The 23,034-nt window shown below is 61.9% G+C and carries 31 protein-coding genes and 1 pseudogene; 2 read left to right on the top strand and 30 right to left on the bottom strand.

Features of this window, described 5'->3' with window-relative positions:
- The 3 genes and pseudogenes from U5A57_RS39485 to U5A57_RS39475 form a co-directional block, all read right to left on the bottom strand.
- Window positions 1-518: pseudogene (locus U5A57_RS39485) on the bottom strand (c-type cytochrome biogenesis protein CcsB); the annotation flags it as partial.
- Between the two features lie 46 nt (window positions 519-564).
- Entirely contained in the window at window positions 565-2,802 is a 2,238-nt protein-coding gene (locus U5A57_RS39480; RefSeq protein WP_321917566.1) for a cytochrome c biogenesis protein ResB, read from the bottom strand.
- 162 nt (window positions 2,803-2,964) lie between these two features.
- Window positions 2,965-3,639 (bottom strand): c-type cytochrome, encoded by a 675-nt coding sequence (locus U5A57_RS39475; RefSeq protein WP_321917564.1) that lies wholly within the window; start codon window positions 3,637-3,639, stop codon window positions 2,965-2,967.
- A 238-nt stretch (window positions 3,640-3,877) separates the two neighbouring features.
- Between U5A57_RS39475 and yihA the strand changes: the two genes are divergently transcribed.
- A complete protein-coding gene (gene yihA, locus U5A57_RS39470) occupies window positions 3,878-4,534 on the top strand; it encodes a ribosome biogenesis GTP-binding protein YihA/YsxC (protein WP_321917562.1) in 657 nt (218 codons plus the stop codon).
- 398 nt (window positions 4,535-4,932) lie between these two features.
- A complete protein-coding gene (gene hemB, locus U5A57_RS39465) occupies window positions 4,933-5,931 on the top strand; it encodes a porphobilinogen synthase (protein ID WP_028206531.1) in 999 nt (332 codons plus the stop codon).
- Window positions 5,932-6,013: 82 nt separating this feature from the next.
- On the opposite strand, the gene dsbD is transcribed toward hemB, so the two are convergent.
- From dsbD to rpsS, 27 genes are all read right to left on the bottom strand, one after another.
- Complete coding sequence (gene dsbD, locus U5A57_RS39460) at window positions 6,014-7,981, bottom strand: protein-disulfide reductase DsbD (protein ID WP_321917560.1); 1,968 nt, start codon at window positions 7,979-7,981, stop codon at window positions 6,014-6,016.
- Window positions 7,974-8,285, bottom strand: coding sequence for a divalent-cation tolerance protein CutA (cutA, locus tag U5A57_RS39455; RefSeq protein WP_199272101.1), 312 nt, complete (start codon window positions 8,283-8,285; stop codon window positions 7,974-7,976). The genes dsbD and cutA overlap by 8 nt, the downstream gene beginning before the upstream one ends.
- 183 nt (window positions 8,286-8,468) lie before the next feature.
- A complete protein-coding gene (locus tag U5A57_RS39450; protein ID WP_321917558.1) occupies window positions 8,469-10,904 on the bottom strand; it encodes a family 20 glycosylhydrolase in 2,436 nt (811 codons plus the stop codon).
- A 360-nt stretch (window positions 10,905-11,264) separates the two neighbouring features.
- Window positions 11,265-11,657: a 50S ribosomal protein L17 gene (gene rplQ / locus U5A57_RS39445; protein WP_027797304.1), complete on the bottom strand. Its 393-nt coding sequence runs from the start codon at window positions 11,655-11,657 to the stop codon at window positions 11,265-11,267.
- A gap of 128 nt (window positions 11,658-11,785) precedes the next feature.
- On the bottom strand, window positions 11,786-12,763 hold the full coding sequence (locus tag U5A57_RS39440) for a DNA-directed RNA polymerase subunit alpha (RefSeq protein ID WP_027819335.1): 978 nt from the start codon (window positions 12,761-12,763) through the stop codon (window positions 11,786-11,788).
- Window positions 12,764-12,887: 124 nt separating this feature from the next.
- Window positions 12,888-13,511: a 30S ribosomal protein S4 gene (rpsD, locus tag U5A57_RS39435; RefSeq protein ID WP_158758789.1), complete on the bottom strand. Its 624-nt coding sequence runs from the start codon at window positions 13,509-13,511 to the stop codon at window positions 12,888-12,890.
- Between the two features lie 164 nt (window positions 13,512-13,675).
- Window positions 13,676-14,080 carry a 30S ribosomal protein S11 gene (gene rpsK, locus U5A57_RS39430; RefSeq protein ID WP_006052224.1) on the bottom strand — a complete coding sequence of 135 codons (405 nt, stop codon included), beginning with the start codon at window positions 14,078-14,080 and terminating at the stop codon, window positions 13,676-13,678.
- 28 nt (window positions 14,081-14,108) lie between these two features.
- Window positions 14,109-14,474: a 30S ribosomal protein S13 gene (gene rpsM, locus U5A57_RS39425; protein ID WP_028213337.1), complete on the bottom strand. Its 366-nt coding sequence runs from the start codon at window positions 14,472-14,474 to the stop codon at window positions 14,109-14,111.
- A gap of 35 nt (window positions 14,475-14,509) precedes the next feature.
- Entirely contained in the window at window positions 14,510-14,626 is a 117-nt protein-coding gene (gene rpmJ, locus U5A57_RS39420) for a 50S ribosomal protein L36 (protein ID WP_027819338.1), read from the bottom strand.
- Between the two features lie 21 nt (window positions 14,627-14,647).
- Window positions 14,648-14,866: a translation initiation factor IF-1 gene (gene infA / locus U5A57_RS39415; RefSeq protein WP_004521905.1), complete on the bottom strand. Its 219-nt coding sequence runs from the start codon at window positions 14,864-14,866 to the stop codon at window positions 14,648-14,650.
- An 8-nt stretch (window positions 14,867-14,874) separates the two neighbouring features.
- Entirely contained in the window at window positions 14,875-16,221 is a 1,347-nt protein-coding gene (gene secY / locus U5A57_RS39410; RefSeq protein WP_028206524.1) for a preprotein translocase subunit SecY, read from the bottom strand.
- A gap of 59 nt (window positions 16,222-16,280) precedes the next feature.
- Window positions 16,281-16,715: a 50S ribosomal protein L15 gene (gene rplO / locus U5A57_RS39405; RefSeq protein WP_028228146.1), complete on the bottom strand. Its 435-nt coding sequence runs from the start codon at window positions 16,713-16,715 to the stop codon at window positions 16,281-16,283.
- Window positions 16,716-16,745: 30 nt separating this feature from the next.
- On the bottom strand, window positions 16,746-16,928 hold the full coding sequence (gene rpmD, locus U5A57_RS39400) for a 50S ribosomal protein L30 (RefSeq protein WP_010106952.1): 183 nt from the start codon (window positions 16,926-16,928) through the stop codon (window positions 16,746-16,748).
- An 11-nt stretch (window positions 16,929-16,939) separates the two neighbouring features.
- Window positions 16,940-17,458, bottom strand: coding sequence for a 30S ribosomal protein S5 (gene rpsE, locus U5A57_RS39395; protein ID WP_028206522.1), 519 nt, complete (start codon window positions 17,456-17,458; stop codon window positions 16,940-16,942).
- Window positions 17,459-17,472: 14 nt separating this feature from the next.
- Window positions 17,473-17,838, bottom strand: coding sequence for a 50S ribosomal protein L18 (gene rplR, locus U5A57_RS39390; protein ID WP_027819343.1), 366 nt, complete (start codon window positions 17,836-17,838; stop codon window positions 17,473-17,475).
- 12 nt (window positions 17,839-17,850) lie between these two features.
- Complete coding sequence (gene rplF / locus U5A57_RS39385) at window positions 17,851-18,381, bottom strand: 50S ribosomal protein L6 (RefSeq protein ID WP_321917555.1); 531 nt, start codon at window positions 18,379-18,381, stop codon at window positions 17,851-17,853.
- Window positions 18,382-18,399: 18 nt separating this feature from the next.
- A complete protein-coding gene (gene rpsH, locus U5A57_RS39380) occupies window positions 18,400-18,795 on the bottom strand; it encodes a 30S ribosomal protein S8 (protein WP_027819345.1) in 396 nt (131 codons plus the stop codon).
- A gap of 14 nt (window positions 18,796-18,809) precedes the next feature.
- Complete coding sequence (rpsN, locus tag U5A57_RS39375) at window positions 18,810-19,115, bottom strand: 30S ribosomal protein S14 (RefSeq protein WP_028206520.1); 306 nt, start codon at window positions 19,113-19,115, stop codon at window positions 18,810-18,812.
- A gap of 7 nt (window positions 19,116-19,122) precedes the next feature.
- Entirely contained in the window at window positions 19,123-19,662 is a 540-nt protein-coding gene (rplE, locus tag U5A57_RS39370) for a 50S ribosomal protein L5 (RefSeq protein ID WP_069268213.1), read from the bottom strand.
- A 16-nt stretch (window positions 19,663-19,678) separates the two neighbouring features.
- On the bottom strand, window positions 19,679-19,987 hold the full coding sequence (gene rplX / locus U5A57_RS39365) for a 50S ribosomal protein L24 (protein WP_321917550.1): 309 nt from the start codon (window positions 19,985-19,987) through the stop codon (window positions 19,679-19,681).
- A 9-nt stretch (window positions 19,988-19,996) separates the two neighbouring features.
- Window positions 19,997-20,365, bottom strand: a complete 369-nt coding sequence (rplN, locus tag U5A57_RS39360; RefSeq protein ID WP_028206517.1) for a 50S ribosomal protein L14 — start codon at window positions 20,363-20,365, stop codon at window positions 19,997-19,999.
- A 346-nt stretch (window positions 20,366-20,711) separates the two neighbouring features.
- Complete coding sequence (rpsQ, locus tag U5A57_RS39355; RefSeq protein WP_028206516.1) at window positions 20,712-20,984, bottom strand: 30S ribosomal protein S17; 273 nt, start codon at window positions 20,982-20,984, stop codon at window positions 20,712-20,714.
- Window positions 20,981-21,175 carry a 50S ribosomal protein L29 gene (gene rpmC / locus U5A57_RS39350; RefSeq protein WP_028206515.1) on the bottom strand — a complete coding sequence of 65 codons (195 nt, stop codon included), beginning with the start codon at window positions 21,173-21,175 and terminating at the stop codon, window positions 20,981-20,983. The genes rpsQ and rpmC overlap by 4 nt, the downstream gene beginning before the upstream one ends.
- Window positions 21,176-21,185: 10 nt before the next feature.
- Window positions 21,186-21,602, bottom strand: a complete 417-nt coding sequence (gene rplP, locus U5A57_RS39345; protein WP_042269753.1) for a 50S ribosomal protein L16 — start codon at window positions 21,600-21,602, stop codon at window positions 21,186-21,188.
- A gap of 2 nt (window positions 21,603-21,604) precedes the next feature.
- On the bottom strand, window positions 21,605-22,396 hold the full coding sequence (gene rpsC / locus U5A57_RS39340) for a 30S ribosomal protein S3 (protein ID WP_027797287.1): 792 nt from the start codon (window positions 22,394-22,396) through the stop codon (window positions 21,605-21,607).
- A gap of 11 nt (window positions 22,397-22,407) precedes the next feature.
- Window positions 22,408-22,737, bottom strand: coding sequence for a 50S ribosomal protein L22 (gene rplV / locus U5A57_RS39335; RefSeq protein WP_004199272.1), 330 nt, complete (start codon window positions 22,735-22,737; stop codon window positions 22,408-22,410).
- A gap of 12 nt (window positions 22,738-22,749) precedes the next feature.
- Complete coding sequence (gene rpsS, locus U5A57_RS39330; RefSeq protein WP_027797286.1) at window positions 22,750-23,025, bottom strand: 30S ribosomal protein S19; 276 nt, start codon at window positions 23,023-23,025, stop codon at window positions 22,750-22,752.
- Window positions 23,026-23,034 lie beyond the last annotated feature (9 nt).

Here is a 23,034-nt window from a genome sequence, read left to right as displayed (position 1 = left end):
TTCGAGCCGATCGAGCCGCCCGAGGGCGAACGCGAGAGCAGGCCGATCCAGTAGAACAGCGTGGCGAGCACGAACAGCGCACTCATCCACAAGATGGCCGACTGGCTGGAGAGGAAATACTTGAGGAAGAAGGCCTGGTCGGCGCGCGCGAGGTCGCCCTGGTAGATCTGGATCGCGAACAGAGCGAGCACCGCGATACCCGCCATGAGCAGCCGCGCCGGCTTCCAGCGCCAGCCCAGCACGACGAGCGCCGGTGTCGTGCCGCAGAGCACCAGCTTGTCGTAGTAGTTCATGTGCGCGTGATAGCGCGAGAGCGCGAAGCCTGCGCCTGCCACGAGCGCCAGCGCGAACAGCCAGTCCACCACGCTCAGGCGGCGCAGGAAGGGGCGTTCGTCGAACAGGGCGTCGGCGAGAGGATCGTGTGCGCTCGCGGCGCCGTGCGCGTGAGCGGCATTGGCCACCTGAGCACGTTCGGCGCGGCGGGCCTTCGCGGAAGAGGAAACCTGAGACAAGTCCATGGGCTTACCGGTATTGATCGTGAGTGGCTGTCATCGCGTGCGTGGATCAGGGCGCACGGTCCTTGCCGCTGCCGTTCGTGTCGCCCGCATCGCTCGCGGCGCCGGTTTGCGGCGCCGCGCCTAGCGCACGGCCAACCGCGTCGCGGGTACGGGCGAACTCCTTCTCGAAGTCGAGGGTACGGCGGGCGGTCGACATCGCCATGATGACGTCGACGCCGTGGTCCTGATCATCCTGGCCCTTGCGGTCCTTCAACCAGAACCACAGACGCCGCTCACGCACGTAGAACATCGAGAAGATGCCGAGCACGAGCAACAGGCTGCCAAGATACACGACTTTCTTGCCCGGCGCGCGCGTCAACTGAAATACCGAAGCTTGCACCTGCTTGAATGAATCGAGCTGTAGATAGACGGGAGATCCATACAGGAAGCTGTCGGAAATCGCGTTGATCGAGTCTTGTACGAAGCGCGCGGCGTCGGCGTCGGGCTTCAGGTCGGGTTCGCCGGCCTGCTCGCGCGCGAGCTGCCAGAGGTCCCACGTCGCGCCCTCCAGCATGCGCAGCAGCAGGCTCGCCGCCTTTTCCTGCTGATCCTTCGGCACCGACTTGTCGATGAAGGCGGCCACGGCCTGGAAGCCGCCGGCGGCGCCCGCAGCTGCCGTCGCACCTGTCGGCGGAGGCACTGCGCCCGCGAAAAGGGTCAAGACACGCTCTGCGCTGTCTTCGAGATGCTGTTGCAGTTCGCTGTTCGAAGCGGGGACCGAACGCGCGGCGAACCGCTTTGCGGCTTGCGCGCGCAATGCGGGATCCTCGAAGGCCGCGCGCAGCATCATCCACTCCTTCGGCGTGCCGCCACTGTCGGCGGGAATGCGCAGGTAGCGGAACGGATCGTCGGGATTCTCGCGCATGCCGGCGAGGAACATGCGGTCGCCGCCGCCCACGTCCACGGGCAGCATGTAGTTGTTGTACTCGCGCGCCTGGCCGTCCTTGTCGCGCACCTTGTACTGCACCGAAGGGCCGACGTTATGCAGATCGAGCGGCTTCGAGCTCTTCGCACCGGACCCGAGACGCTCGTCGAACGCCTCCTTGAGCGACTGGTGCGCCACGCCGCGCGCGTCGTTCGCGCCACTGCCGTTCGAGATGTTTTCGACGTTGATCGCGCGGAAGTCCGCGAATTCGATGGTTTGTCCATCCACGCCCGGCACCGTCTGCCCGGCGGGCAGCGCGAGCGGCGCCGAATTGCCGATCGTGCCGCCGAACGCGAAGCTCTTCGCGCTTGCGCCGGACATGGGCCACGCCGTCATCGACATCTGCGAGCCGCCGTCCTGGAAGCTCGACTGGTAGATCGACACGCCGTCGTACTCGAATGGCTCGTTCACCTCGATGCGCGCGGGAATGCGCTGCCCCGTCTTGTGGTCGATCACGACGATGTCGCTCGCAAAGAGCTTGGGCATGCCGGTCGAGTAGTAATCGACGATGAACTTGTTGAGCTGGATGGAGAACGGCAAGTCCTGGATCAGCGATCCGTCGGGCTGGTTCAGGATGGCCGTGGAAACGAACTGGCCTTCCGGGACCCAGGCGTAGCCGCGGAAGGTCGGGTTGGACTGCGAGAGCCGGTGCTCGGGCGGTATGTCGTTGATGACCGTGTTGCTGCGAATCGGCGTCTTGTCGAAGAGCCACATCTGGAATTTGATCGGCAGATTGCTGTCGAGCAGGCCGCCGAGACAAATGATCACGATCGCGAGGTGCGCGAAGATGTAGCCGATCTTCGTGAGCGCGCCGCGCTTGGCCGCGATGAGCGTGGCGCCGTCGGACTCGCGCGTGACGAATTTGTAGCCCATGCGCTGCGCCAGCTTGCCGAGCGTGGCGGCCGTTTGTGCGCGCGTGGCGCCCTCCACTGCGAACACGCCCTTGTGATGGAACGCGCGCAAGCTGCCTTCGCGGACCTTGTCCTTCCAGCTCTTCATGTCCGCGAGCATCTTCGGCGCGTTGCGGATCACGCACAGCGAGACCGACACGACGAGAAAGCCGAGAATCGTCATGAACCACCACGCGCTGTAGACCGTGTAGAGGCTCAGCGAGCGGAAGATGTCGGCCCAGAAGGGGCCAAACTGATTGACGTAGTTCGGGTACGGGTCATCCTGCGTGAGCACCGTGCCGATGATGCTCGCAATGGCGAGCACAACGAGCAGCGCAATCGCGAAGCGCATCGAACTGATCAGTTCGACAGCGCTTTTCACCGCCTTCTGGCGAACATTCAACTGCAAACCCTGCGTGGTGACGCTCATTCAAACTCCGCTTTTCGCTCTTGCCGGCTTCTTGCCGGCTTCTTGCTGATGAGGCGCTACAGCAAAAAAGGGTGCAGGCGCGCCGCCAGCATGACGACGCCCTCACCCTTTTCTTGTTTTTCGGCCGGCCGCCCGATCAAACAGGCGGCAGGCCTATGACGCTCAATGCAGGCCGGCCGCGTAATCGGCGACGGCCTTGATTTCGTCGTCCGAGAGCCGGTGCGCGATGGTGCGCATCGGATCGTTATTGTTACGCGTGCCCTGCTGGAAGGCATTGAGCTGTGCAACGACATATTCCGACCACTGGCCCGAGAGCCGGGGATACTGGATCGGAATGCCCTGGCCCGTGGGTCCGTGGCACGCCGCACACGCCGGCACGCCCTTGTCGGCGATACCGCCGCGCCAGATCGACTGGCCGAACGGCACGGTCTTCGCGTCGCGCGCGTAGCCGGGTTTGGGTGTCTGGGAGGCGAACCAGGCCGCCACGTTGATCATATCCTGGTCTGACAGCGCAGCAGCAAAGCCCGCCATGATGGGGTTCGCGCGCGCCGCTGGCTTGCCGCCGGGCTGCGGTTTGAAGTCCTTGAGTTGCTTGACGAGATAGTCGGCGTGCTGGCCGGCAAGCTTGGGATAGGCGCCGCCGGTGCTGTTGCCGTCGGCCGCGTGACAGGCCGCGCACACCTGTGCGGCAATGGCTTGCCCCCGGGCGAGGTCGGGCTTGGCCGGCGTTCCCTGATCCGCCGCGCTTGCGTGCCCCGCCATCATGAATAAACCCGCTGTTAGACCCGACGCTATCGCACTCTCGAACACCTTCAAGCACTTGCCCAGTCGATTCATTCGCGCACCTTGTTTCGTCTTGTGGGAATCAGGTTCTGCAATGGACGACAGCGACCGATCTACCTCGAAAGGCCCGCGCTGGCCTCACTGGTATTCAGTAAACCATCGCATTGTACAATAGCGCGCAAGGCAGCTCCGCGCCAGTCGGGCCTGCCCCCGATATCCCAGATTCCATCCCGGGCGCCTCCGGGCCCGGCGGGCCACCCGCCGCGTTGTTTCATATTGTGGTCCTTTTCCGATGGCCTTCCTGCTGCACCAAGCCCGCTTCTTCACGACGGTGAACCATATGCGCGACCTGCCCGCTACGGCGCGGCCCGAGGTTGCGTTCGCCGGCCGTTCGAACGCCGGCAAATCCACCGCCATCAACCTGCTGTGCAACCAGAAACGGCTCGCCTTCGCCTCGAAGACGCCGGGCCGCACCCAGCATATCAACTACTTCTCGGTCGGCCCCGCGGACGACCCCGCGGGCTATCTCGTCGACCTGCCCGGCTACGGCTACGCCGAAGTGCCGGCAGCCGCGAAGGCGCACTGGGAGCAGTTGCTCTCGCTGTACCTGCAAACGCGCGCCCAACTCTCGGGCCTCATCCTGATGATGGACGCCCGCCGCCCGCTCACCGACCTCGACCACCGCATGGTCGAATGGTTTGCGCCGACGGGCAAGCCGATCCACGCACTCCTCACGAAGTGCGACAAATTGACGCGTCAGGAAAGCGTGCTCGCGCTGCGCACGACGAACAAGGCGTTCGACGAATACAGCAAGCAAGGCTATGAAGGGAAGCTGAGCGCCCAGCTTTTTTCGGCGCTCAAGCGCGTGGGACTCGACGAGGCGCACGCCGTGATCGAGAGCTGGATCGTGCCGCAGGAATCGCTCGGCGAGACCAACACGCAAGCGTAATAGCACCGCTGGCCCGTCGCCCCAGGCAGGCCCTCAGCCGTCGAAAAGCCCACACAGTCGGGCGTTTCACGCGTTTTCATCAGATCTTTTCGCAACGCAGGCGCGGCTTTCGCCGTGCTATGTGCGTTACCGCACACAGACCGCACCGACGCCAGGCGCAAACGCCCTTTTGGGTCTTCGCGTCGGGGCCTTGCCACGCCAAGTCCGCGGCACATAAAAAAACCCGCCGTGATTTCCGGCGGGTTAAACAGCCTTATCGAAAAACGACAGGCACCCGCTCAGGGAGGAGAAGCGGGGAGCTCGGCGCCAGGCGCCTCGCTCGATCGGTATGATATACCATTGTCCCGAAAAGTTTCCTGCGCTCCCGGGACCCATCCCGTTTCAAGATATCCGCCGACATGAGCTTCTATCCGCATCATCGTCCGCGCCGCATGCGACGTGACGATTTCTCGCGCCGTCTGATGCGCGAAAACCTCCTCACCACGAATGATCTGATCTACCCCGTATTCGTCATTGCGGGCAACAACGTGCGCGAAGCCGTGCCGTCGATGCCCGGCGTCGAACGTGTGTCGATCGATCTGCTGATGGGCGTCGCCGAGCAGTGCGTCGAACTCGGCATTCCCGTGCTTTCGCTCTTCCCTGTTGTCGATCCGGCGCTCAAGACGCCCGATGGCATCGAGGCAACGAACCCCGACGGCGTGATCCCGCGCGCCGTGCGCGAACTGAAGAAGCGCTTCCCCGACCTCGGCGTGCTTTGCGACGTCGCGCTCGACCCGTATACGAGCCACGGCCAGGACGGCGTGCTCGACGAGAACGGCTACGTCATCAACGACGAAACCATCGAGATCCTCGTCGCGCAGGCGCGCGCGCAGGCCGAAGCGGGCGTCGATATCGTCGCGCCTTCGGACATGATGGACGGCCGCATCGGTGCGATCCGCGAGATGCTCGAGAGCGAGAACCACATCCACACGCGCATCATGGCGTACTCGGCCAAGTACGCTTCGGCGTTCTACGGACCGTTCCGTGACGCCGTGGGCTCGGCGTCGAATCTGGGCAAGGGCAACAAGATGACCTACCAGATGGACCCGTCGAACTCCGACGAAGCGCTGCGTGAAGTGCGCCTCGACATCGAGGAAGGCGCCGACATGGTGATGGTGAAGCCCGGTATGCCGTACCTCGACATCGTGCGCCGCGTGAAGGACGAATTCCGCTTCCCGACCTACGTGTATCAGGTGAGCGGCGAATACGCCATGCTCAAGGCCGCCGCGCAGAACGGCTGGCTCGATCACGACAAGGTGATGATGGAATCGCTGCTCGCGTTCAAGCGTGCGGGCGCCGACGGCATCCTCACGTATTTCGCGCTCGACGCCGCTCGTTTGCTGCGCGCACAGAAGTAAGCGCCGCGCGCACTGCATGAAAAAAGGCACGTCTGCGGACGTGCCTTTTTGTTTTTTGCTCGCGCAATACCGCAGATCCCGATCAGGCCGAAGGCGCTCCCTGCGTCTGCGGCGCGGGTGCCGTCAAGCGATCGAGACGCGCGAGGAAGCGGTCGGCGTTTTCGTAGCCGACCACGCGCAGCACTTCCCGGCCCTGCGTATCGAAGAAGATGATGCCAGGCGGTCCGAAGAGTCCAAAGCGCTTGAGCAGCGCCTGATCGTCGGAATTGTTGGCCGTGACGTCTGCGCGCATCAGGCCCAGTTCCGCGAGGCGTGCCTGCACGCGAGGGTCGCTGAACGTGAACTTCTCCATCTCCTTGCAGCTCACGCACCAGTCGGCGTAGAAGTCGAGCATCGACGGCTTGCCCGCTGTCTTGAGCGCCGCGTCCAGTTGCGCCGGCGAGCGCACGGGGGCAAAGACCAGCGCGTTCGCTGCGCTGGCGCCGGCGGACTGCGCCGCGCCGGTTGCGGCAACATCGCTCGCACCACCCACGCGCGCGGCAAGCACCGCAAGCGGACGCAGCGGATCGGTCGAGCCCGCCGCAAGACCGACGATCAGCGTCGCCGCCCAGATTGCGAACGCCGCGCCGAGACCGCGCCCGAGGCGGCGCCAGACGTTGGCCGCACCCGCGTTCGGCGTGAAAAGCCCAAGCGCGGCGGCCGCGAGCAGCAGCCAGAGGGCGGCGAGCAGCATCTGCGCGGTGGCGCCGAGCACCGGCCAGACGATCCACAGCGCGGCCGCCAGCAGCACGACGCCGAAGAATACCTTCACGCCATCCATCCATGCGCCCGCGCGAGGCAGCAGCGAGCCCGCGCCGAGGCCGAGGATCATCAGCGGCACACCAAGACCCAAGCCCATCGCAAAGAGCGCTGCGCCGCCCAGCACGGCGTTGCCCGTGTGCGCGATAAAGGCGAGCACCGCGAAAAGCGGCGCGGTCATGCAGGCGCCCACCACGAGCGCGGAAAGCGCACCCATCACGGCGACCGCCGCAAATTTGCCGCCGGAGCGGCCCTGCGTGGCGCGCGAGGCGCCATCCTGCCAGCGCTGCGGCAGCGCGATGTCGTAGCCCGCGATCAGCATGACCGCGAACGCCGCAAGGAGCACCGCGAACACGCCGAGCACCCACGGATTTTGCAACCACGCCCCCAGGCTCTGCCCGACCAGCGCAGCGGCGATGCCCAGCACCGTGTAGACGAGCGCCATGCCGAGCACGTAGACGAATGAGAGCGCGAAGCCACGCGAGCGCGTGACGCGAACGCCCTCACCGACGATGATCGCCGAAAGGATCGGGATCATCGGATACGAGCAGGGCAAGAGGCTCAGCACCATGCCGGCCACGAAGTACAGGCCGACCACGGCGAAAAAGCCGCCGCCCTGAAGCAACGACTGCGCATAGTCGGCGCTCGTGGCGCGCTCGTACCAGGGCTCCCCGGTGTCGCCAGCAGCGGGCGCTGCGTTGGATTGCGTCAGCGGCGTGGGCGTCGAGCGTGCCGCGCCCGCAACGGTGCTCTGGCCAGCCGTAGCGGCCTGCAAAGCCGCGCCACTCACGTGGAACACGTGCTCAGCAGGCGGATAACAGATGCCGGCATCGGCACAGCCCTGCGACGTCACCGCGAGATCGAATGGACCGCTCGCCTTCTGCACCGGCAAGTGAATGGTCAGCTCGCCACGATAGGTTTCGACGTTCTTCTGGAAAGTCGGATCGAACTTGATGTGGCCGGGCGGGATTTGCGCCTCGCCCAGTTCGGCCGTCCCGTTGCGCGCGGCGAAAGCGAAGCGCTCGCGGTACATGTAGTAGCCGTCCGCGATCTTGAAATGCACATCGACCATGCCCGGCGCTTCGCTCGCGCTGAAGGTGAAGGCCTGATCGGGCGGCAGAAAGTCATCGTCGGCGGCGCGCGCGAGTGAAGTGCCGAACAGCAGAGGCAGCACGCAGCAGACGAGCAGGAGGAAGCCGGACAGCGAAGCGTACGGCGCGACGCGGGAGCGCCGATCGAAGCGGTTAGACATGTAGGGTGCGCTGAGTCTCGGCATTGACCCATTGACCGTAGGCGTTCGACGCCGTGGCCTGCCACGAGAGAATCTCGGGCGTTTCGTAGGGATGCTGGGTCTGGATGAACTGTTCGAGCTCGGCCGCGCGGGCGAGGCTCGTCTTGAAGAGCAGCTGAATCTCGTTGCCTGACTCGATGCTGCCCTGCCAGTGGTACTGCGAGTGCACGGCGCCAAGGCGCGTCACGCACGCAGCGAGACGCTGCGCGAGCGCCCCGGAGGCGAGCTTTTCGGCGGTGCCCTCGTCGGGCACCGTGGTCAGCATCAGGGTCACATTGAGGGTCACGACGAACTCCGGCTGCGCCCTCTTTCAAAACAAGGGCTTGAGGCAAGACGTGATGCTACCACCGCCCCGACCGGCGCGTGCTGCGCGCCCGTTGATGCCCCTGCCGCGTGAGGTGCATGCGATCCGGTACTTTGTGTGCCGCCGGGCGCACTACACCACCGCTCAGGTTCCCGAGAGGCTGAGCGATGTGCGCACCACGGCTCCCGAGCGCTGTAACTTCGCGAGTTCGCGCGCCTGCACCACGCTCATGAACTCGGCCCAGTCCCGCGCCAGAGCGGCTTTGTCGACCTTGTCGGTGTCGCCGAGCTTGTAGCGCTCGCCAGCCCGATAAGGCAGTTCCCAAGGTGCACGGTGCCAGGACCGCTCGGCAAGCGCAAGCAGCCGCGGATACACCATGTACTCGAAAAGCCGATCGTTACGCATCACCTCGCCCCACGCCTGGCCCTGCATGCCTTCGACGCGCGGTGCGGCGCCCGTACCCGTCACCTCGAACGGATTGCCATCCCGATCGGGCATGATCTCGGCGTTCTGCGGCAGGTTATCGGGGGCAAGCGAGAAGACCTTGAAGCTGTCCGTTGCGTGCGAGCCCCAGTAGTAACCGCGCTCATGCGGATCGATCGTGTGAGGAAAGTCGAAGTAGAGGTAGTCGGGCAGCGCGAGGACCGCACGGTAGCCCTTCTGGCTCCACGATTGCGCGGTATCCGCGCCGCCCCAGAAGAGCGTGTCCCAGAGCGTCACCATGACACTGCTCGTGGCGAAGTCCTGTGGACCGCTGGCGTGCTTGAGACCGTCCTGCCACGCCGCCATCGCACCAATGCCGTTGGCGCTCACGAGCCGACTGACGTCGATCGCGAACATCGTGGGCAATTCGTCGACCGACGCCACCCTGCCTTGTCGAATCAGCGCGGCGCACCATGGCGAACGTGCCCACGGTTTGTCCTGTGCGGCAAGGTCGATGCGCCCCTTGGCGGGATCGCCGCCGTCGCGCGCCTGAAAGCCGGCGCCAAGCAGAATGTTCTTTGCCTCGTCGCCGCCGAAGTGCCAGATCGAGAGCGGCGCGCCTGCCTCGCGATGCATGGCGGCGATTTCGCCGATGACCTTGCCTGCGAAGCGGCGCGCGCCGTCGGAACAGGGGTTCAGATCGGTCCGTCGGTCGTAGAACTGCACCGACGTAATATTCGACGTGTCCTGAGGATCGAGCAGACGATACTCGTTGGCGCCTTGTTCGTCGCCCTGCGAATGCAGCTTGTGATAGCGCGCCTCCATCGACACCACCGCCGCGCGAGCATGCGCTGGCATATCGATTTCCGGGATGACCTCGATGAAGCGGTCGGCGGCATAGCGCACGAGCGCGATGTATTCGGCGCGGCTCAGGTAGCCGCCGCCCGATTCGTTGTTTGGCCCAGAGGCCAATTGGGGGATGAGGCACCGGGTTTCGCCGGGATCGTGGCAACGCTGTCCGCCGATGTCGGTCAACTCCGGCAAGCCGGGAATCTGGATGCGCCAGCCTTCGTCGTCGGAGAGATGCAGGTGCAGGCGATTGAGCTTGTAGGCGCTCATCTGGTCGATGAGACGCTGCAGGGTCGCAGGATGGCGGAAGTTGCGCGCGAGGTCGACCATCATCCCGCGATGTGTGTAGCGAGGCGCGTCTTCGATGGTCAGTGCCGGCACGCGACCGCCCCCAGCAGGAGTCAGGGAGAACAGGGTCTGCACGGCGTAGTAAAGGCCCGGTGCGTCGAAAGCGTCAATGGCCACCCCATCTCGCGCGATGATCAGCCGATAGCCCCCCGATACCGCGATGTCCGCTGGCAACGTGTTGGGCGCGAGGCGGCCCGTTATCTGCATGGACGCTCCCGTCAAGCCGAGCGCTGATGCGCGTGCCTGCAGCGCGGCAAGCTGCCCGCCCGGTAAATCCGGCAACCCGAGCGCCACCCCGCCGATCTGGACGTCACCATCGCCCGCCTGCTCGCGCACAACGGCGGGAATCGCTCGCGCCGCAATCCGTTCGGCGGAAGGTGGCGAAGACTCAGCACGCGCACGTTGAACCTGCGCGGGCGTCTGCAGGAAAGCGGCCGCGCTATCCGGGCTGGGCGGCAGGCTTTCGACATACTGGGTTTCGTCGTCGGTATTGTTCGCCTTGAGGACGATCGGCGCCGCGCCGTCGACCACGACATAGGCGCGCGGCAACACATCGCTATAGCGCCGGTACCAGTACTCGCCCACGAAAGGCACTTCGATACGCTGACCCGGCGCCAGCGAGAATGCGCCTCGCTGGGGCGACAACGCGTACAGGTCGCCCGTAATGTGGCGCCACGAAATCGCAGCGTTGTCGATCGCGAGTATGCGCCGGATGCTGTGCATGTAGAGCGCCCAACCGCCTGCGCTCACGCGTTCTGTTCCCAGATTCTCGAGGATCAGGCGGCCACGCGCACAACTCGCCCAATCCGCGCCAAGGTTCGCGCAGGAAACACCGCTCTGGGTCGCGTCGTTCGTGTCGATGGCCACACTGAGCTTCAGGCTTGACGCGATCAGTTGCGCCTGGGCCAGGGTTGCGCCTGCGCTACTGTCGTCGGAGCCACTGCAAGCAGCAAGTGACATGGCAGCGGTCAGCGCGCAAAGCACTGCGACGAGTCGAGCGACTGAAGGATCCGAGGATCGTATTCGCGCGCAGGGAGCACTCCGCGGATGAGGCAAACCCATCGCGCACAACGTCTTAAGTTGTCCGAATAAATCTCGAGAAAAATAAGACACGGTGTCCTCCGCTTTCAATCGCAGCTGCATTCGTGCCTGACTATACGTTGACGGTTCCGCATCGAGGTCGCGGTACATCAAACTCAGCGGCATTCGGTGGCGCTGCGTGCAATCGGGCGGAGCCAAAAACAAAAAAGCCAGGCTAGGCCTGGCTTTTTTGCGTGCCGCTCGATCCGCAGTCAACAACTGCGTCAAGCGACTGAAAGCTTATTCCGCTTCCTGGACGTTCTCTTCCGCAACTTCCGGACGATCGAGCAGTTCGACCAGTGCCATCGGTGCGTTGTCGCCAACACGGAAACCGAACTTCAGGATACGCAGGTAGCCGCCCGGACGGTTCGCGAAACGCGGACCGAGCACGTCGAACAGCTTCGTGACCGAGTCACGATCGCGCAGGCGGTTGAATGCCAGACGACGGTTTGCGAGCGACGGCTTCTTGCCCAGCGTGATGAGGGGCTCGACAACCTTACGGAGTTCCTTCGCCTTCGGCAGCGTCGTCTTGATGACTTCGTGCTCGATAAGCGAGTTGGACATGTTACGGAGCATTGCCAGACGGTGGCTGCTCGTGCGGTTCAGTTTCCGCAGACCATGACGGTGACGCATTTCAATTTCCTTGAAACAAAGTTTTGGTCCAGCTCTTCTATCGCTTCGCGACTACCGAAGCACGGGCCGGTACGTGAAAAAGGCAAGACGCGGATTTTAAAGGAAAATCCGCGTCCGTGCCACATACATTACTTGTCGAGACCAGCCGGCGGCCAGTTTTCGAGCTTCATGCCGAGCGTGAGACCGCGCGAAGCGAGCACTTCCTTGATCTCGTTGAGCGACTTGCGACCCAGGTTCGGGGTCTTGAGCAGCTCGTTCTCGGTGCGCTGGATCAGGTCGCCGATGTAGTAGATGTTCTCGGCCTTCAGGCAGTTCGCCGAGCGAACCGTGAGTTCGAGATCGTCCACCGGACGCAGCAGGATCGGGTCGATCTGCGGTGCGCGCGACGGGGCTTCCGCCGCCGTTTCCGTGCCTTCCAGTGCAGCGAACACCGACAGCTGATCCACGAGGATGCGCGCCGACTGGCGGATCGCTTCCTCAGGCGAGATCACGCCGTTGGTTTCGATGTTCATCACGAGCTTGTCGAGGTCGGTACGCTGTTCAACGCGAGCGCTTTCCACGGCGTAGCTCACGCGGCGAACCGGCGAGAACGATGCGTCCAGCACGATACGGCCGATGATCTTGGCCGACTCGTCGCCATAGCGGCGCACGTTGCCCGGCACGTAGCCACGGCCCTTCTCGATCTTGATCTGCACGTCGAGCTTGCCGCCCTTCGTGAGGTGCGCAACCACGTGTTCCGGGTTGATCACTTCGCAGTCGTGCGAGAGTTCGATGTCGCCAGCGGTGACAACGCCTTCGCCTTCCTTGCGCAGCGTAACCGTCACTTCGTCACGGTTATGCAGCTTGAAAACAACGCCCTTCAGGTTCAGCAGCAGGTTGACCACATCCTCTTGCACACCATCAAGCGTCGAGTATTCGTGCACGACGCCTGCGATCGTCACTTCGGTCGGCGCGTAGCCCACCATCGACGACAGCAGCACGCGCCGGAGCGCGTTACCCAAGGTGTGGCCATAACCGCGTTCGAACGGCTCCATGACCACTTTCGCGTGGTTGTCGCCGAGCGATTCCACAGCGATGATCTTGGGTTTCAACAAACTGGTTTGCATAGGTTTTCCTTTTCAATACCCTCGGCTCGTTACACCGATAAGGCTGAGATGGCAACAACCTGAAAAAAACGGCCGAGGCCGCCTCCTGCGCGAAGCACAGAGGTTACCCCGGCCGTCAATCCGATTACCGCGAATACAATTCGACGATCAGGCTTTCGTTGATGTCGCCAGCGATGTCGCTGCGCTCAGGCATGCCCTTGAACGTGCCTTCGAACTTCTTCGCGTCGACCGACACCCAACCTGCCATGCCGCCTTGCTCTGCGAGCGAGAGGGCTTCGACGATACGCGCCTGCTTCTTCGCCTTTTCGCGAATCGCAACGACGTCGCCTGCCTTCACTTGCATCGACGGGATGTTCGCGACGACGCCGTTCAGCGTGAGAGCCTTGTGGCTCACGAGCTGACGCGCTTCAGCGCGGGTCGATGCGAAGCCCATGCGGTACACGACGTTGTCGAGACGCGACTCGAGCAGTTGCAGCAGGTTTTCGCCGGTGTTGCCCTTGATACGGTCAGCTTCTGCGAAGTAGCGGCGGAACTGGCGCTCGAGCACGCCGTAGATACGCTTCACTTTCTGCTTTTCGCGAAGCTGCGTGCCGTAGTCGGACGTACGGGCGCCCGAAGTGCGGCCGTGCTGGCCCGGCTTGCTGTCAAGCTTGCACTTGTCGGCGAGCGAGCGGCGTGCGCTCTTCAGGAAGAGGTCGGTGCCTTCACGGCGGGACAGCTTGGCCTTCGGGCCGATATAACGTGCCACGTTGCTTTCCTTCGATAATTGATCACGCGAAACCTTAGTGGGAAAACCCGCGGTATCGCGCTAGTCCGGCCCTTTGAGCCGAACGGTGGGCTTAGTCAATTCAATAACGCCGAGAGCCTGGGTCGCCGTTTCCGGCGGCTCAGGCGTTCGGCTCAAACGACGCCTTAGATACGGCGGCGCTTCGGCGGACGGCAGCCGTTGTGCGGGACCGGCGTCACGTCGGAGATCGCGGTGATCTTGATGCCAAGACCATGCAGCGCGCGCACCGCCGATTCGCGGCCAGGACCGGGGCCCTTGATCCGCACTTCGAGGTTCTTGACGCCGTATTCCATTGCAACACGGCCAGCCGATTCGGCTGCGACCTGAGCTGCGAAGGGGGTCGACTTACGCGAGCCCTTGAAGCCCTGACCGCCCGACGTTGCCCAGGCAAGTGCATTGCCTTGACGATCGGTGATCGTGATGATGGTGTTGTTGAACGACGCGTGAACGTGAACCACGCCCTCGGCGACGTTCTTCTTAACCTTCTTGCGAACGCGTTGCGCCGCGGAGTTGTTCGAAGCCTTAGCCATTACGTTTTCCTGTAACTTTCAGTTCCGCTTACTTCTTCAGCGACTGTGCTGCGCGGCGCGGACCCTTACGCGTACGTGCGTTGGTACGCGTACGCTGGCCACGCAGGGGCAGGCCCTTGCGATGGCGCACGCCGCGGTAGCAGCCGAGGTCCATCAGGCGCTTGATGTTCATCGTCACTTCACGGCGGAGATCGCCTTCGACGACAAACTTGCCCACTTCCTCACGCAGCTTTTCCAGATCCGCGTCGTTCAGGTCCTTGACCTTCTTGTTGAACGGCACACCGGCGGCCACGCAGATGTTGCGCGAACGCGTGCGGCCAACACCGAAAATTGCCGTCAGGCCGATTTCAGTGTGCTGGTGGTTCGGGATGTTAACCCCTGCAATACGAGCCATTGTTTTTCCTCAAACAAAAAGCGCAAGCGCGCTAATCAGCCTTGGCGCTGCTTGTGGCGCGGGTCCGAGCTGCAGATCACGCGAACGACGCCGTTGCGCTTGATGATTTTGCAGTTGCGGCAAATGCGCTTTACCGATGCCATCACTTTCATGATATTACCCTTTTTCCTAAATCACTTCGCCCGGAACACGATCCGCGCACGCGACAGATCGTAAGGCGTCAACTCAACCGTCACCTTGTCGCCCGGGAGAATGCGGATGTAGTGCATCCGCATCTTTCCGGAAATATGTCCCAGAACGACATGGCCGTTTTCCAGCTTCACCCGGAAGGTTGCGTTGGGGAGGTTTTCGATCACCTCGCCTTGCATCTGGATTACATCGTCTTTGGCCATAGGTCCTTTTAACGCATCGGGACGCCGCCGCCCTTGAAGTTGGCCTTCTTGAGCAGCGATTCATATTGTTGCGACATTACGTACGACTGCACCTGCGCCATGAAGTCCATTGTGACGACGACAATGATCAGCAGCGACGTTCCACCAAAATAAAACGGCACATTCCAGCGCAGCACCAGAAACTCCGGCAGCAGGCAAACGAACACGATATAGATCGCACCGGCCAGCGTCAGACGCGTGAGGATGCGGTCGATATAACGTGCCGTCTGATCGCCCGGGCGGATGCCAGGTACGAACGCGCCACTCTTCTTCAGGTTGTCGGCCGTCTCCCTGCTGTTGAACACCAGTGCGGTGTAGAAGAAGCAGAAGAACACGATCGCCAACGCATACAGCAACACGTACACGGGCTGGCCAGGCTTGAGGGCTTCGGCCACATTGTGCAGCGTGTCCGCAAACCAGCCGGTTCGCGAACCCGAACTGAACCAGTTCAGGATAGTTGCCGGGAACAGGATGATCGACGACGCGAAGATCGGCGGAATCACACCCGACATGTTCAACTTGAGCGGCAGGTGGGACGACTGCCCGCCGTAAATCTTGTTACCGACCTGACGCTTCGCATAGTTCACGAGGATCTTGCGCTGGCCGCGTTCGATGAACACCACCAGGTACGTCACGGCTGCGATCAGAACGACCACGATGATTGCCGAGATGATGCTCATCGAGCCGGTGCGAACCAGTTCGAAAAGCCCACCGAGCGCATTCGGGAAGCCTGCCGCGATCCCGCCGAAGATGATGATCGAGATACCGTTGCCAAGCCCGCGTTCCGTGATCTGCTCACCAAGCCACATCAGGAACATCGTGCCCGTTACGAGCGTCACGACCGTCGTCAAGCGGAACACCATGCCCGGATCGATCACGAGGCCGGGCTGGTTTTCCAGCGCGACCGCGATGCCGAACGCCTGAAACGTCGCCAGCACCACCGTGAAGATCCGCGTGTACTGCGTGATCTTGCGTTGTCCAGCCTGCCCTTCTTTCTTCAGCGCTTCCAGCTGCGGCGAGACAATCGCCATCAGCTGCAGGATGATCGACGCCGAAATATACGGCATCACACCCAGCGCGAAGATCGTGAACCGCGACAGTGCGCCACCCGAGAACATGTTGAACATGCCAAGGATGCCGCCCGACTGGCTTTGAAAGAGCTTCGCCAGCTGGTCCGGATCGATACCCGGGACCGGAATATGCGCGCCGATACGATAAACGACCAACGCCAGCAGCAGGAACACTGCCCGCCGACGCAGGTCGCCGAACTTCGGAGCGCTGCGACCGGTTTTTGCGAGACTCGGGCTGTTAGCCAAGTAGCTTCTCCGATGCAGATGCTAGTGACGGCGGGCAAGCCCGCGCGCACCACTCACAATCACTCGGCAAAAGAACCGCCTGCTGCTTCAATCGCAGCACGCGCATTCTTCGTCGCACCCAGACCCTTCACGACGACCTTACGCTTGATCTCGCCGGTAGCGATGATCTTCGCGCTGCGGGTCAGTTCGCCCACGAGGCCTGCCTGCTTGAGAGCCAACAGATCGATTTCGTCGACCGGCAGCTTCTCGAGGTCGGCGAGGCGCACTTCACCAACGAATTCCTTCGTCAGCGAGGTGAAGCCACGCTTCGGCAGACGACGCTGCAGCGGCATTTGACCGCCTTCGAAGCCAACCTTGTGGAAGCCGCCCGAACGCGATTTCTGACCCTTGTGACCACGGCCAGCGGTCTTGCCGAGGCCGGAGCCGATGCCGCGACCGACGCGACGCTTAGCGTGCTTCGCGCCTTCTGCCGGCTTCAGGTTATTCAATTCCATTTCAAACTCCTGGAGTCTTTGGTCGACCGCTTAGCCGATGACCTTAACGAGGTACGAGACCTTGTTGATCATGCCGCGCACAGCCGGCGTGTCCTGCAGCTCGGAAACCGAGTTCAGGCGGCGCAGGCCGAGACCGCGCACGGTGGCACGGTGCGTTTCGCGGGTCCCAATCAGGCTCTTGACGAGCTGAACCTTGACAGTTTTTTCAGACATGGTGCCCACCCTTAGCCCAGAATGTCTTCGACGGACTTGCCGCGCTTCGCTGCGATGTCAGCCGGGGTCGATTGCTTGCGCAGACCGTCCAGCGTGGCACGAACGAGGTTGTACGGGTTCGTCGAACCGTGGCTCTTGGCCACGACGTTCTGCACGCCCATCACGTCGAACACTGCGCGCATCGGGCCGCCGGCGATCACGCCCGTACCTGCCTTCGCCGGAGCGAGGAGGACGACCGATGCGCCGTGCTTGCCGTGCACTTCGTGTTGCAGGGTGCCGTTCTTCAGGGGCACCTTGAACATGTTGCGGCGAGCTTGTTCCATCGCCTTCTGGACAGCGACGGGCACTTCCTTCGACTTGCCCTTGCCCATACCGACGCGGCCATCACCGTCGCCAACCACGGTCAGTGCGGCGAAGCCGAGAATACGGCCACCCTTCACGACCTTGGTCACGCGGTTGACCGAAATCATTTTTTCGCGGAGGCCGTCGTCGCGTTCGTCAGCCTGAACTTTCGCTTGCATCTTTGCCATGACGAATTCCTTCCTTAGAACTTGAGCCCGGCTTCGCGCGCAGCATCAGCCAGCGCCTTGACGCGGCCGTGATAGCGGAAACCCGAGCGGTCAAAGGCGACGGATTCGATGCCGGCGGCCTTAGCCTTTTCTGCAATACGCTTGCCGATCAGCGAGGCTGCTGCGACGTTGCCGCCCTTGCCCGACTGGTCAGCCAGTTGCGCACGCACTTCAGCTTCAAGCGTCGACGCGCTGGCCAGCACCTTGGTGCCGCAGGGCGAGAACACTTGCGCATAGATGTGCGTGTTCGTGCGATGCACGGCCAGACGCGCGACCTGCAGCTCAGCGATCTTGAGACGCGTCTGACGAGCGCGGCGCAGGCGAGATTGAGTCTTATCCATGATTGCGCACCCTTACTTCTTCTTCGTTTCTTTGAGGATCACGACCTCGTCGGCGTAACGCACACCCTTGCCCTTGTAGGGCTCCGGCGGGCGATAACCGCGCACTTCTGCAGCGGTTTGGCCGACTTTCTGCTTGTCGATCCCCTTGATCACGATTTCCGTTTGCGACGGGGTTTCAGCCTTGATGCCTTCCGGCATCTGGTGCACCACGGGGTGCGAGAAACCCAGCGACAGGTTCAGCTTGTCGCCTTGCGCTTGAGCACGGTAACCGACGCCAACCAGCGTCAGCTTGCGCTCAAAACCCTTCGTCACGCCTTGCACCATGTTCGCGACAATTGCGCGCATCGTGCCCGACATTGCATTGGCTTCGCGGCTTTCATCGGTCGGCTCGAACTTGAGCGTACCGTTGTCGTTCACCACCTTCACGAGGCGGTTCGCAGCTTGCGAAATCGTACCCAGCGGGCCCTTGACGGTAATCTTCTCGTCGCTGAGCGTCGCTTCTGCGCCTTGCAGCGCGATCGGGCTCTTACCTACTCGAGACATGTTTCTTCTCCTTAGGCCTTAAGCGACGTAGCAGATAACTTCGCCGCCGACGCCAGTAGCGCGCGCCTTGCGGTCCGTCATCACACCCTTGGGCGTCGACACGATCGCAACGCCCAGGCCATTCATGACCTGCGGGATATCGTTGCGGCCGCGGTACACGCGCAGACCCGGCTTCGAAACGCGTTCGATGCGCTCGATAACGGGACGGCCAGCGTAGTACTTCAACGCGATGTTCAATTCCGACTTCGCACCTTCGGTTTTCACCGCGAAGTCGTCGATATAACCTTCGTCCTTCAGAACCTGCGCAATCGCAATCTTCACTTTCGACGAGGGCATAGCAACCGAAACCTTCTCGACCATCTGCGCATTGCGGATGCGAGTCAGCATATCGGCGATAGGATCACTCATGCTCATTTATGTTTCTCCTATTACCAGCTCGCCTTGGTGATGCCAGGGATCTCACCACGGAACGCGATTTCACGAATCTTGTTACGTGCGAGACCGAATTTGCGGAACGTGCCACGCGGACGGCCCGTGATCGCGCAGCGGTTACGCTTGCGAGTCGGGTTCGAGTTGCGGGGCAGTTGTTGCAGTTCGAGGCGAGCTGCGTAGCGCTCTTCTTCCGACTTGCTTTGGTCGTCGATGATCGCCTTCAGCGATGCGCGCTTCGGCGCAAATTTCGCTGCCAGACGAGCGCGCTTCTTTTCACGTTCGATCAGTGCCAGTTTAGCCACGGTAACCTCAGTTTCTGAACGGGAACTTGAAGCCGGCGAGCAGTGCCTTTGCTTCTTCGTCGGTCTTCGCGGTCGTCGTGATGCTGATGTTCAGCCCACGCAGCGCGTCGATCTTGTCGTAGTCGATTTCGGGGAAAATGATCTGCTCTTTCACACCGATGTTGTAGTTACCACGGCCGTCGAACGCCTTGCCCGACACGCCACGGAAGTCGCGCACGCGGGGCAGCGCAACCGTCACGAAACGGTCCAGGAATTCGTACATGGCGTTGCCACGCAGCGTGACCATCGTGCCGATCGGGTAGCCTTCGCGGATCTTGAAGCCGGCGATTGCCTTGCGCGACTTCGTGATGACGGGCTTCTGGCCGGCGATCTTCGTGAGGTCGCCAACGGCGTGCTCAAGGACCTTCTTGTCAGCGACGGCTTCACCAACACCCATGTTCAGGGTGATCTTGGTGAGGCGCGGCACTTCCATGACCGACTTGTAACCGAACTTCTCGATCAGGCCAGGAACGACCTTCTCTTTATAAAATTCTTGCAAACGTGCCATTTTTTACTCCGCAGCGTCAGGCGCTCAGAACAGCACCGGTCGTCTTCAGGAAACGGACCTTCTTGTCCCCTTCGACCTTGATGCCCACGCGCGACGGCTTACCGTTCGCGTCGACCAGTGCGACGTTCGAGATAGCCACCGGCATTGCCTTGGCTTCCACGCCACCCGTCGTACCCTTCATGGGGTTCGGCTTCACATGCTTTTTAGCGATGTTGATGCCTTCGACAGTGACGCGCTCTTCGCCGATGGCCAGCACGACGCCGCGCTTGCCCTTGTCTTTGCCAGTGACGATGATGACTTCGTCACCCTTGCGAATCTTGTTCATCGCGACTCCTTACAGCACTTCCGGCGCCAGCGAAACGATCTTCATGAATCGTTCGCTACGCAGCTCACGCGTAACCGGCCCGAAAATGCGGGTGCCGATCGGCTCAAGCTTGGTATTCAAAAGCACGGCGGCGTTGCCATCGAACTTGATCAGCGAGCCGTCTTGACGGCGCACGCCCTTCGCAGTGCGAACCACAACAGCGTTGTAGATTTCGCCCTTTTTCACGCGCCCGCGCGGCGTTGCTTCCTTGACGCTCACCTTGATGATGTCGCCAATGCTGGCATAACGACGCTTCGAGCCGCCGAGCACCTTGATGCACAGGACTTCACGTGCACCCGTGTTGTCGGCTACTTCAAGCCGAGTTTCGGTCTGGATCATGGTTTATCTTTCCCAACTTAATCCGGTCGCGCCACCATGGCACATCCGGTCAGTCTTGGTCCCGTCAGCCGCGCCGCCACTAGAACGACCGCTCAGCTGCTTGGGTAAGAACAGCAGCGACGGCAAACGAAACCGGCCATCGCATTCCGGTGAATCTTGCTAACCCGGACTGGCGCCCGGATCTGCTTCCCCACCTACATTCGCCTGCTGCTTTGCCAACAGCAAGCCCAAAAGGAGGGAAGACCAAGATTATAACCAGACAATCTTGGCCTCGCAAGCGAAATCTTCAGCGATTTCAATTACTTCTACACCCCGGAGAATGACTCCCCGGGGTGCTGCGTCACTTTTAGATGACGCGTGCTGCTTCGATCAGCTTCGACACGGTCCAGGCCTTCGTCTTCGAGAGAGGACGGGTTTCCTGAATTTCAACGAGGTCACCCTCGTTGTACGTGTTCGCTTCGTCGTGAGCGTGGTACTTCTTCGACTGCACGACGTACTTGCCGTAGATCGGGTGCTTGACGCGGCGCTCGACCAGGACGGTGACCGTCTTGTCCATCTTGTTGCTGACGACCTTGCCGACCAGCGTCCGCTTAAGCGAGGTTTTCACGCTTTCGTTCATTTCTGGTTCGCCTTCTGAGTCAGGACGGTCCGCACACGTGCGATGTCGCGACGAACCTTCTTCAGCTGGCTCGTGTTCGTGAGCTGCTGGGTCGCGAGTTGCATGCGCAGGCCGAATTGCGCCTTCAAGAGGTCCGACAGCTCTTTGTCGAGCGCGGCCTTGTCTTTCTGAAGAAGTTCAGATGCCTTCATCAATCACTCCTTAGGCGCCGAGCTGGCGAACCATGAAGACCGTCTTCAGCGGCAGCTTGGCTGCAGCCAGACGGAAGGCTTCACGGGCCAGTTCTTCGGACACACCATCCATTTCATACAGCATCTTGCCCGGCTGAATCTCGGCGACGTAGTACTCAGGGTTACCCTTACCGTTACCCATACGCACTTCCGCCGGCTTTTGCGAGATCGGCTTGTCCGGGAAGATACGGATCCAGATGCGGCCGCCACGCTTGATGTGACGCGTCATTGCACGACGCGCTGCTTCAATCTGACGCGCGGTCAGGCGACCACGACCGATAGCCTTCAGACCGTATTCACCGAACGAAACCGCGTTGCCGCGCGTTGCGATACCGGTGTTACGACCCTTCTGCTCTTTGCGATACTTCCTGCGTTTCGGTTGCAGCATCGTTATTCTCCACTCTTGCCGTCACCGCCGGCGCCACGGCGCGGTGCGCCACGACGGGCACCCGGTGCACCTTCGCCATCACGGCGCGGACGACGATCGCCCGGGCGCGCGTTGCGGCGCGGACGCTTTTCTTCGGCGACTTCTTCCACCACCGGTGCGTCGTTGCGGCCGAGCGTGTCGCCCTTGTAGACCCAAACCTTCACGCCGATGATGCCGTACGTCGTCTTCGCTTCCGAGGTTGCGTAGTCGATGTCAGCACGCAGCGTGTGAAGCGGCACTCGACCTTCGCGGTACCACTCGGTACGTGCGATTTCGATACCGTTCAGACGGCCGGCGCTCATGATCTTGATGCCCTGGGCACCCAGACGCATTGCGTTCTGCATCGCGCGCTTCATTGCGCGACGGAACATGATGCGGCGCTCGAGCTGCTGCGTGATCGAATCGGCGATCAGTTGAGCATCGGTTTCCGGCTTGCGGATTTCTTCGATGTTCACGTGAACCGGAACGCCCATGCGCTTCTGGAGTTCGGCCTTGAGGAGTTCGATGTCCTCGCCCTTCTTGCCGATCACCACACCCGGGCGCGAGCTGTAAATCGTGATGCGAGCGTTCTTTGCCGGACGCTCGATCACAACACGGCCCACCGAAGCGTTCTTCAGCTTCTTCTTCAGGTATTCACGAACACCGATGTCTTCCTTCAACATCGCCGCGAAATTGTTGTTGTTCGCGTACCAACGCGAAGCCCAATTGCGGCTGACGGCCAAACGGAAGCCAGTCGGATGAATTTTCTGTCCCATCGTATGGCTCCTTAATTCCCGACCGTCACAGTGATGTGACAGGATTGCTTCTCGATGCGGTTGCCGCGGCCCTTGGCGCGCGCGGTGAAACGCTTCAGCGAAGCTGCCTTGTCGACGTAGATGCTCTTGATCTTGAGCTCGTCGATGTCAGCACCTTCGTTGTGTTCCGCGTTTGCGATCGCCGAGAGCACAACCTTTTTCACGATGCCAGCCGCTTTCTTCGGCGAGAACGTCAGAACGTTCAGTGCCTTGTCGACCGGCAGACCGCGGATCTGGTCAGCCACAAGGCGCGTCTTCTGCGCCGAGATGCGGGCACCGCGATGAATTGCCTTCACTTCCATCTTGATTGCCCCTTATTTCTTGGCCTTCTTGTCGGCTGCGTGACCCTTGAACGTACGGGTCAGTGCGAACTCGCCAAGCTTGTGGCCGACCATGTTTTCCGTGACATACACCGGAACGTGTTGACGGCCGTTATGAACGGCGATCGTCAGGCCGATGAAGTCCGGCAGGATCGTCGAACGACGCGACCAGGTCTTGATCGGTTTCTTGTCGCGCGTAGCTGCAGCCGCCTCAACCTTCTTCAGCAAATGGGCGTCGCAGAACGGACCTTTCTTAATAGAACGTGCCATTGCCTACTC

This window comes from Paraburkholderia sp. J11-2 (assembly GCF_905220185.1).
Lineage (GTDB): Bacteria > Pseudomonadota > Gammaproteobacteria > Burkholderiales > Burkholderiaceae > Paraburkholderia.
The sequence above is the reverse complement of the archived record's forward strand: the minus strand, read 5'-3'. Positions and strand labels throughout refer to the sequence as shown.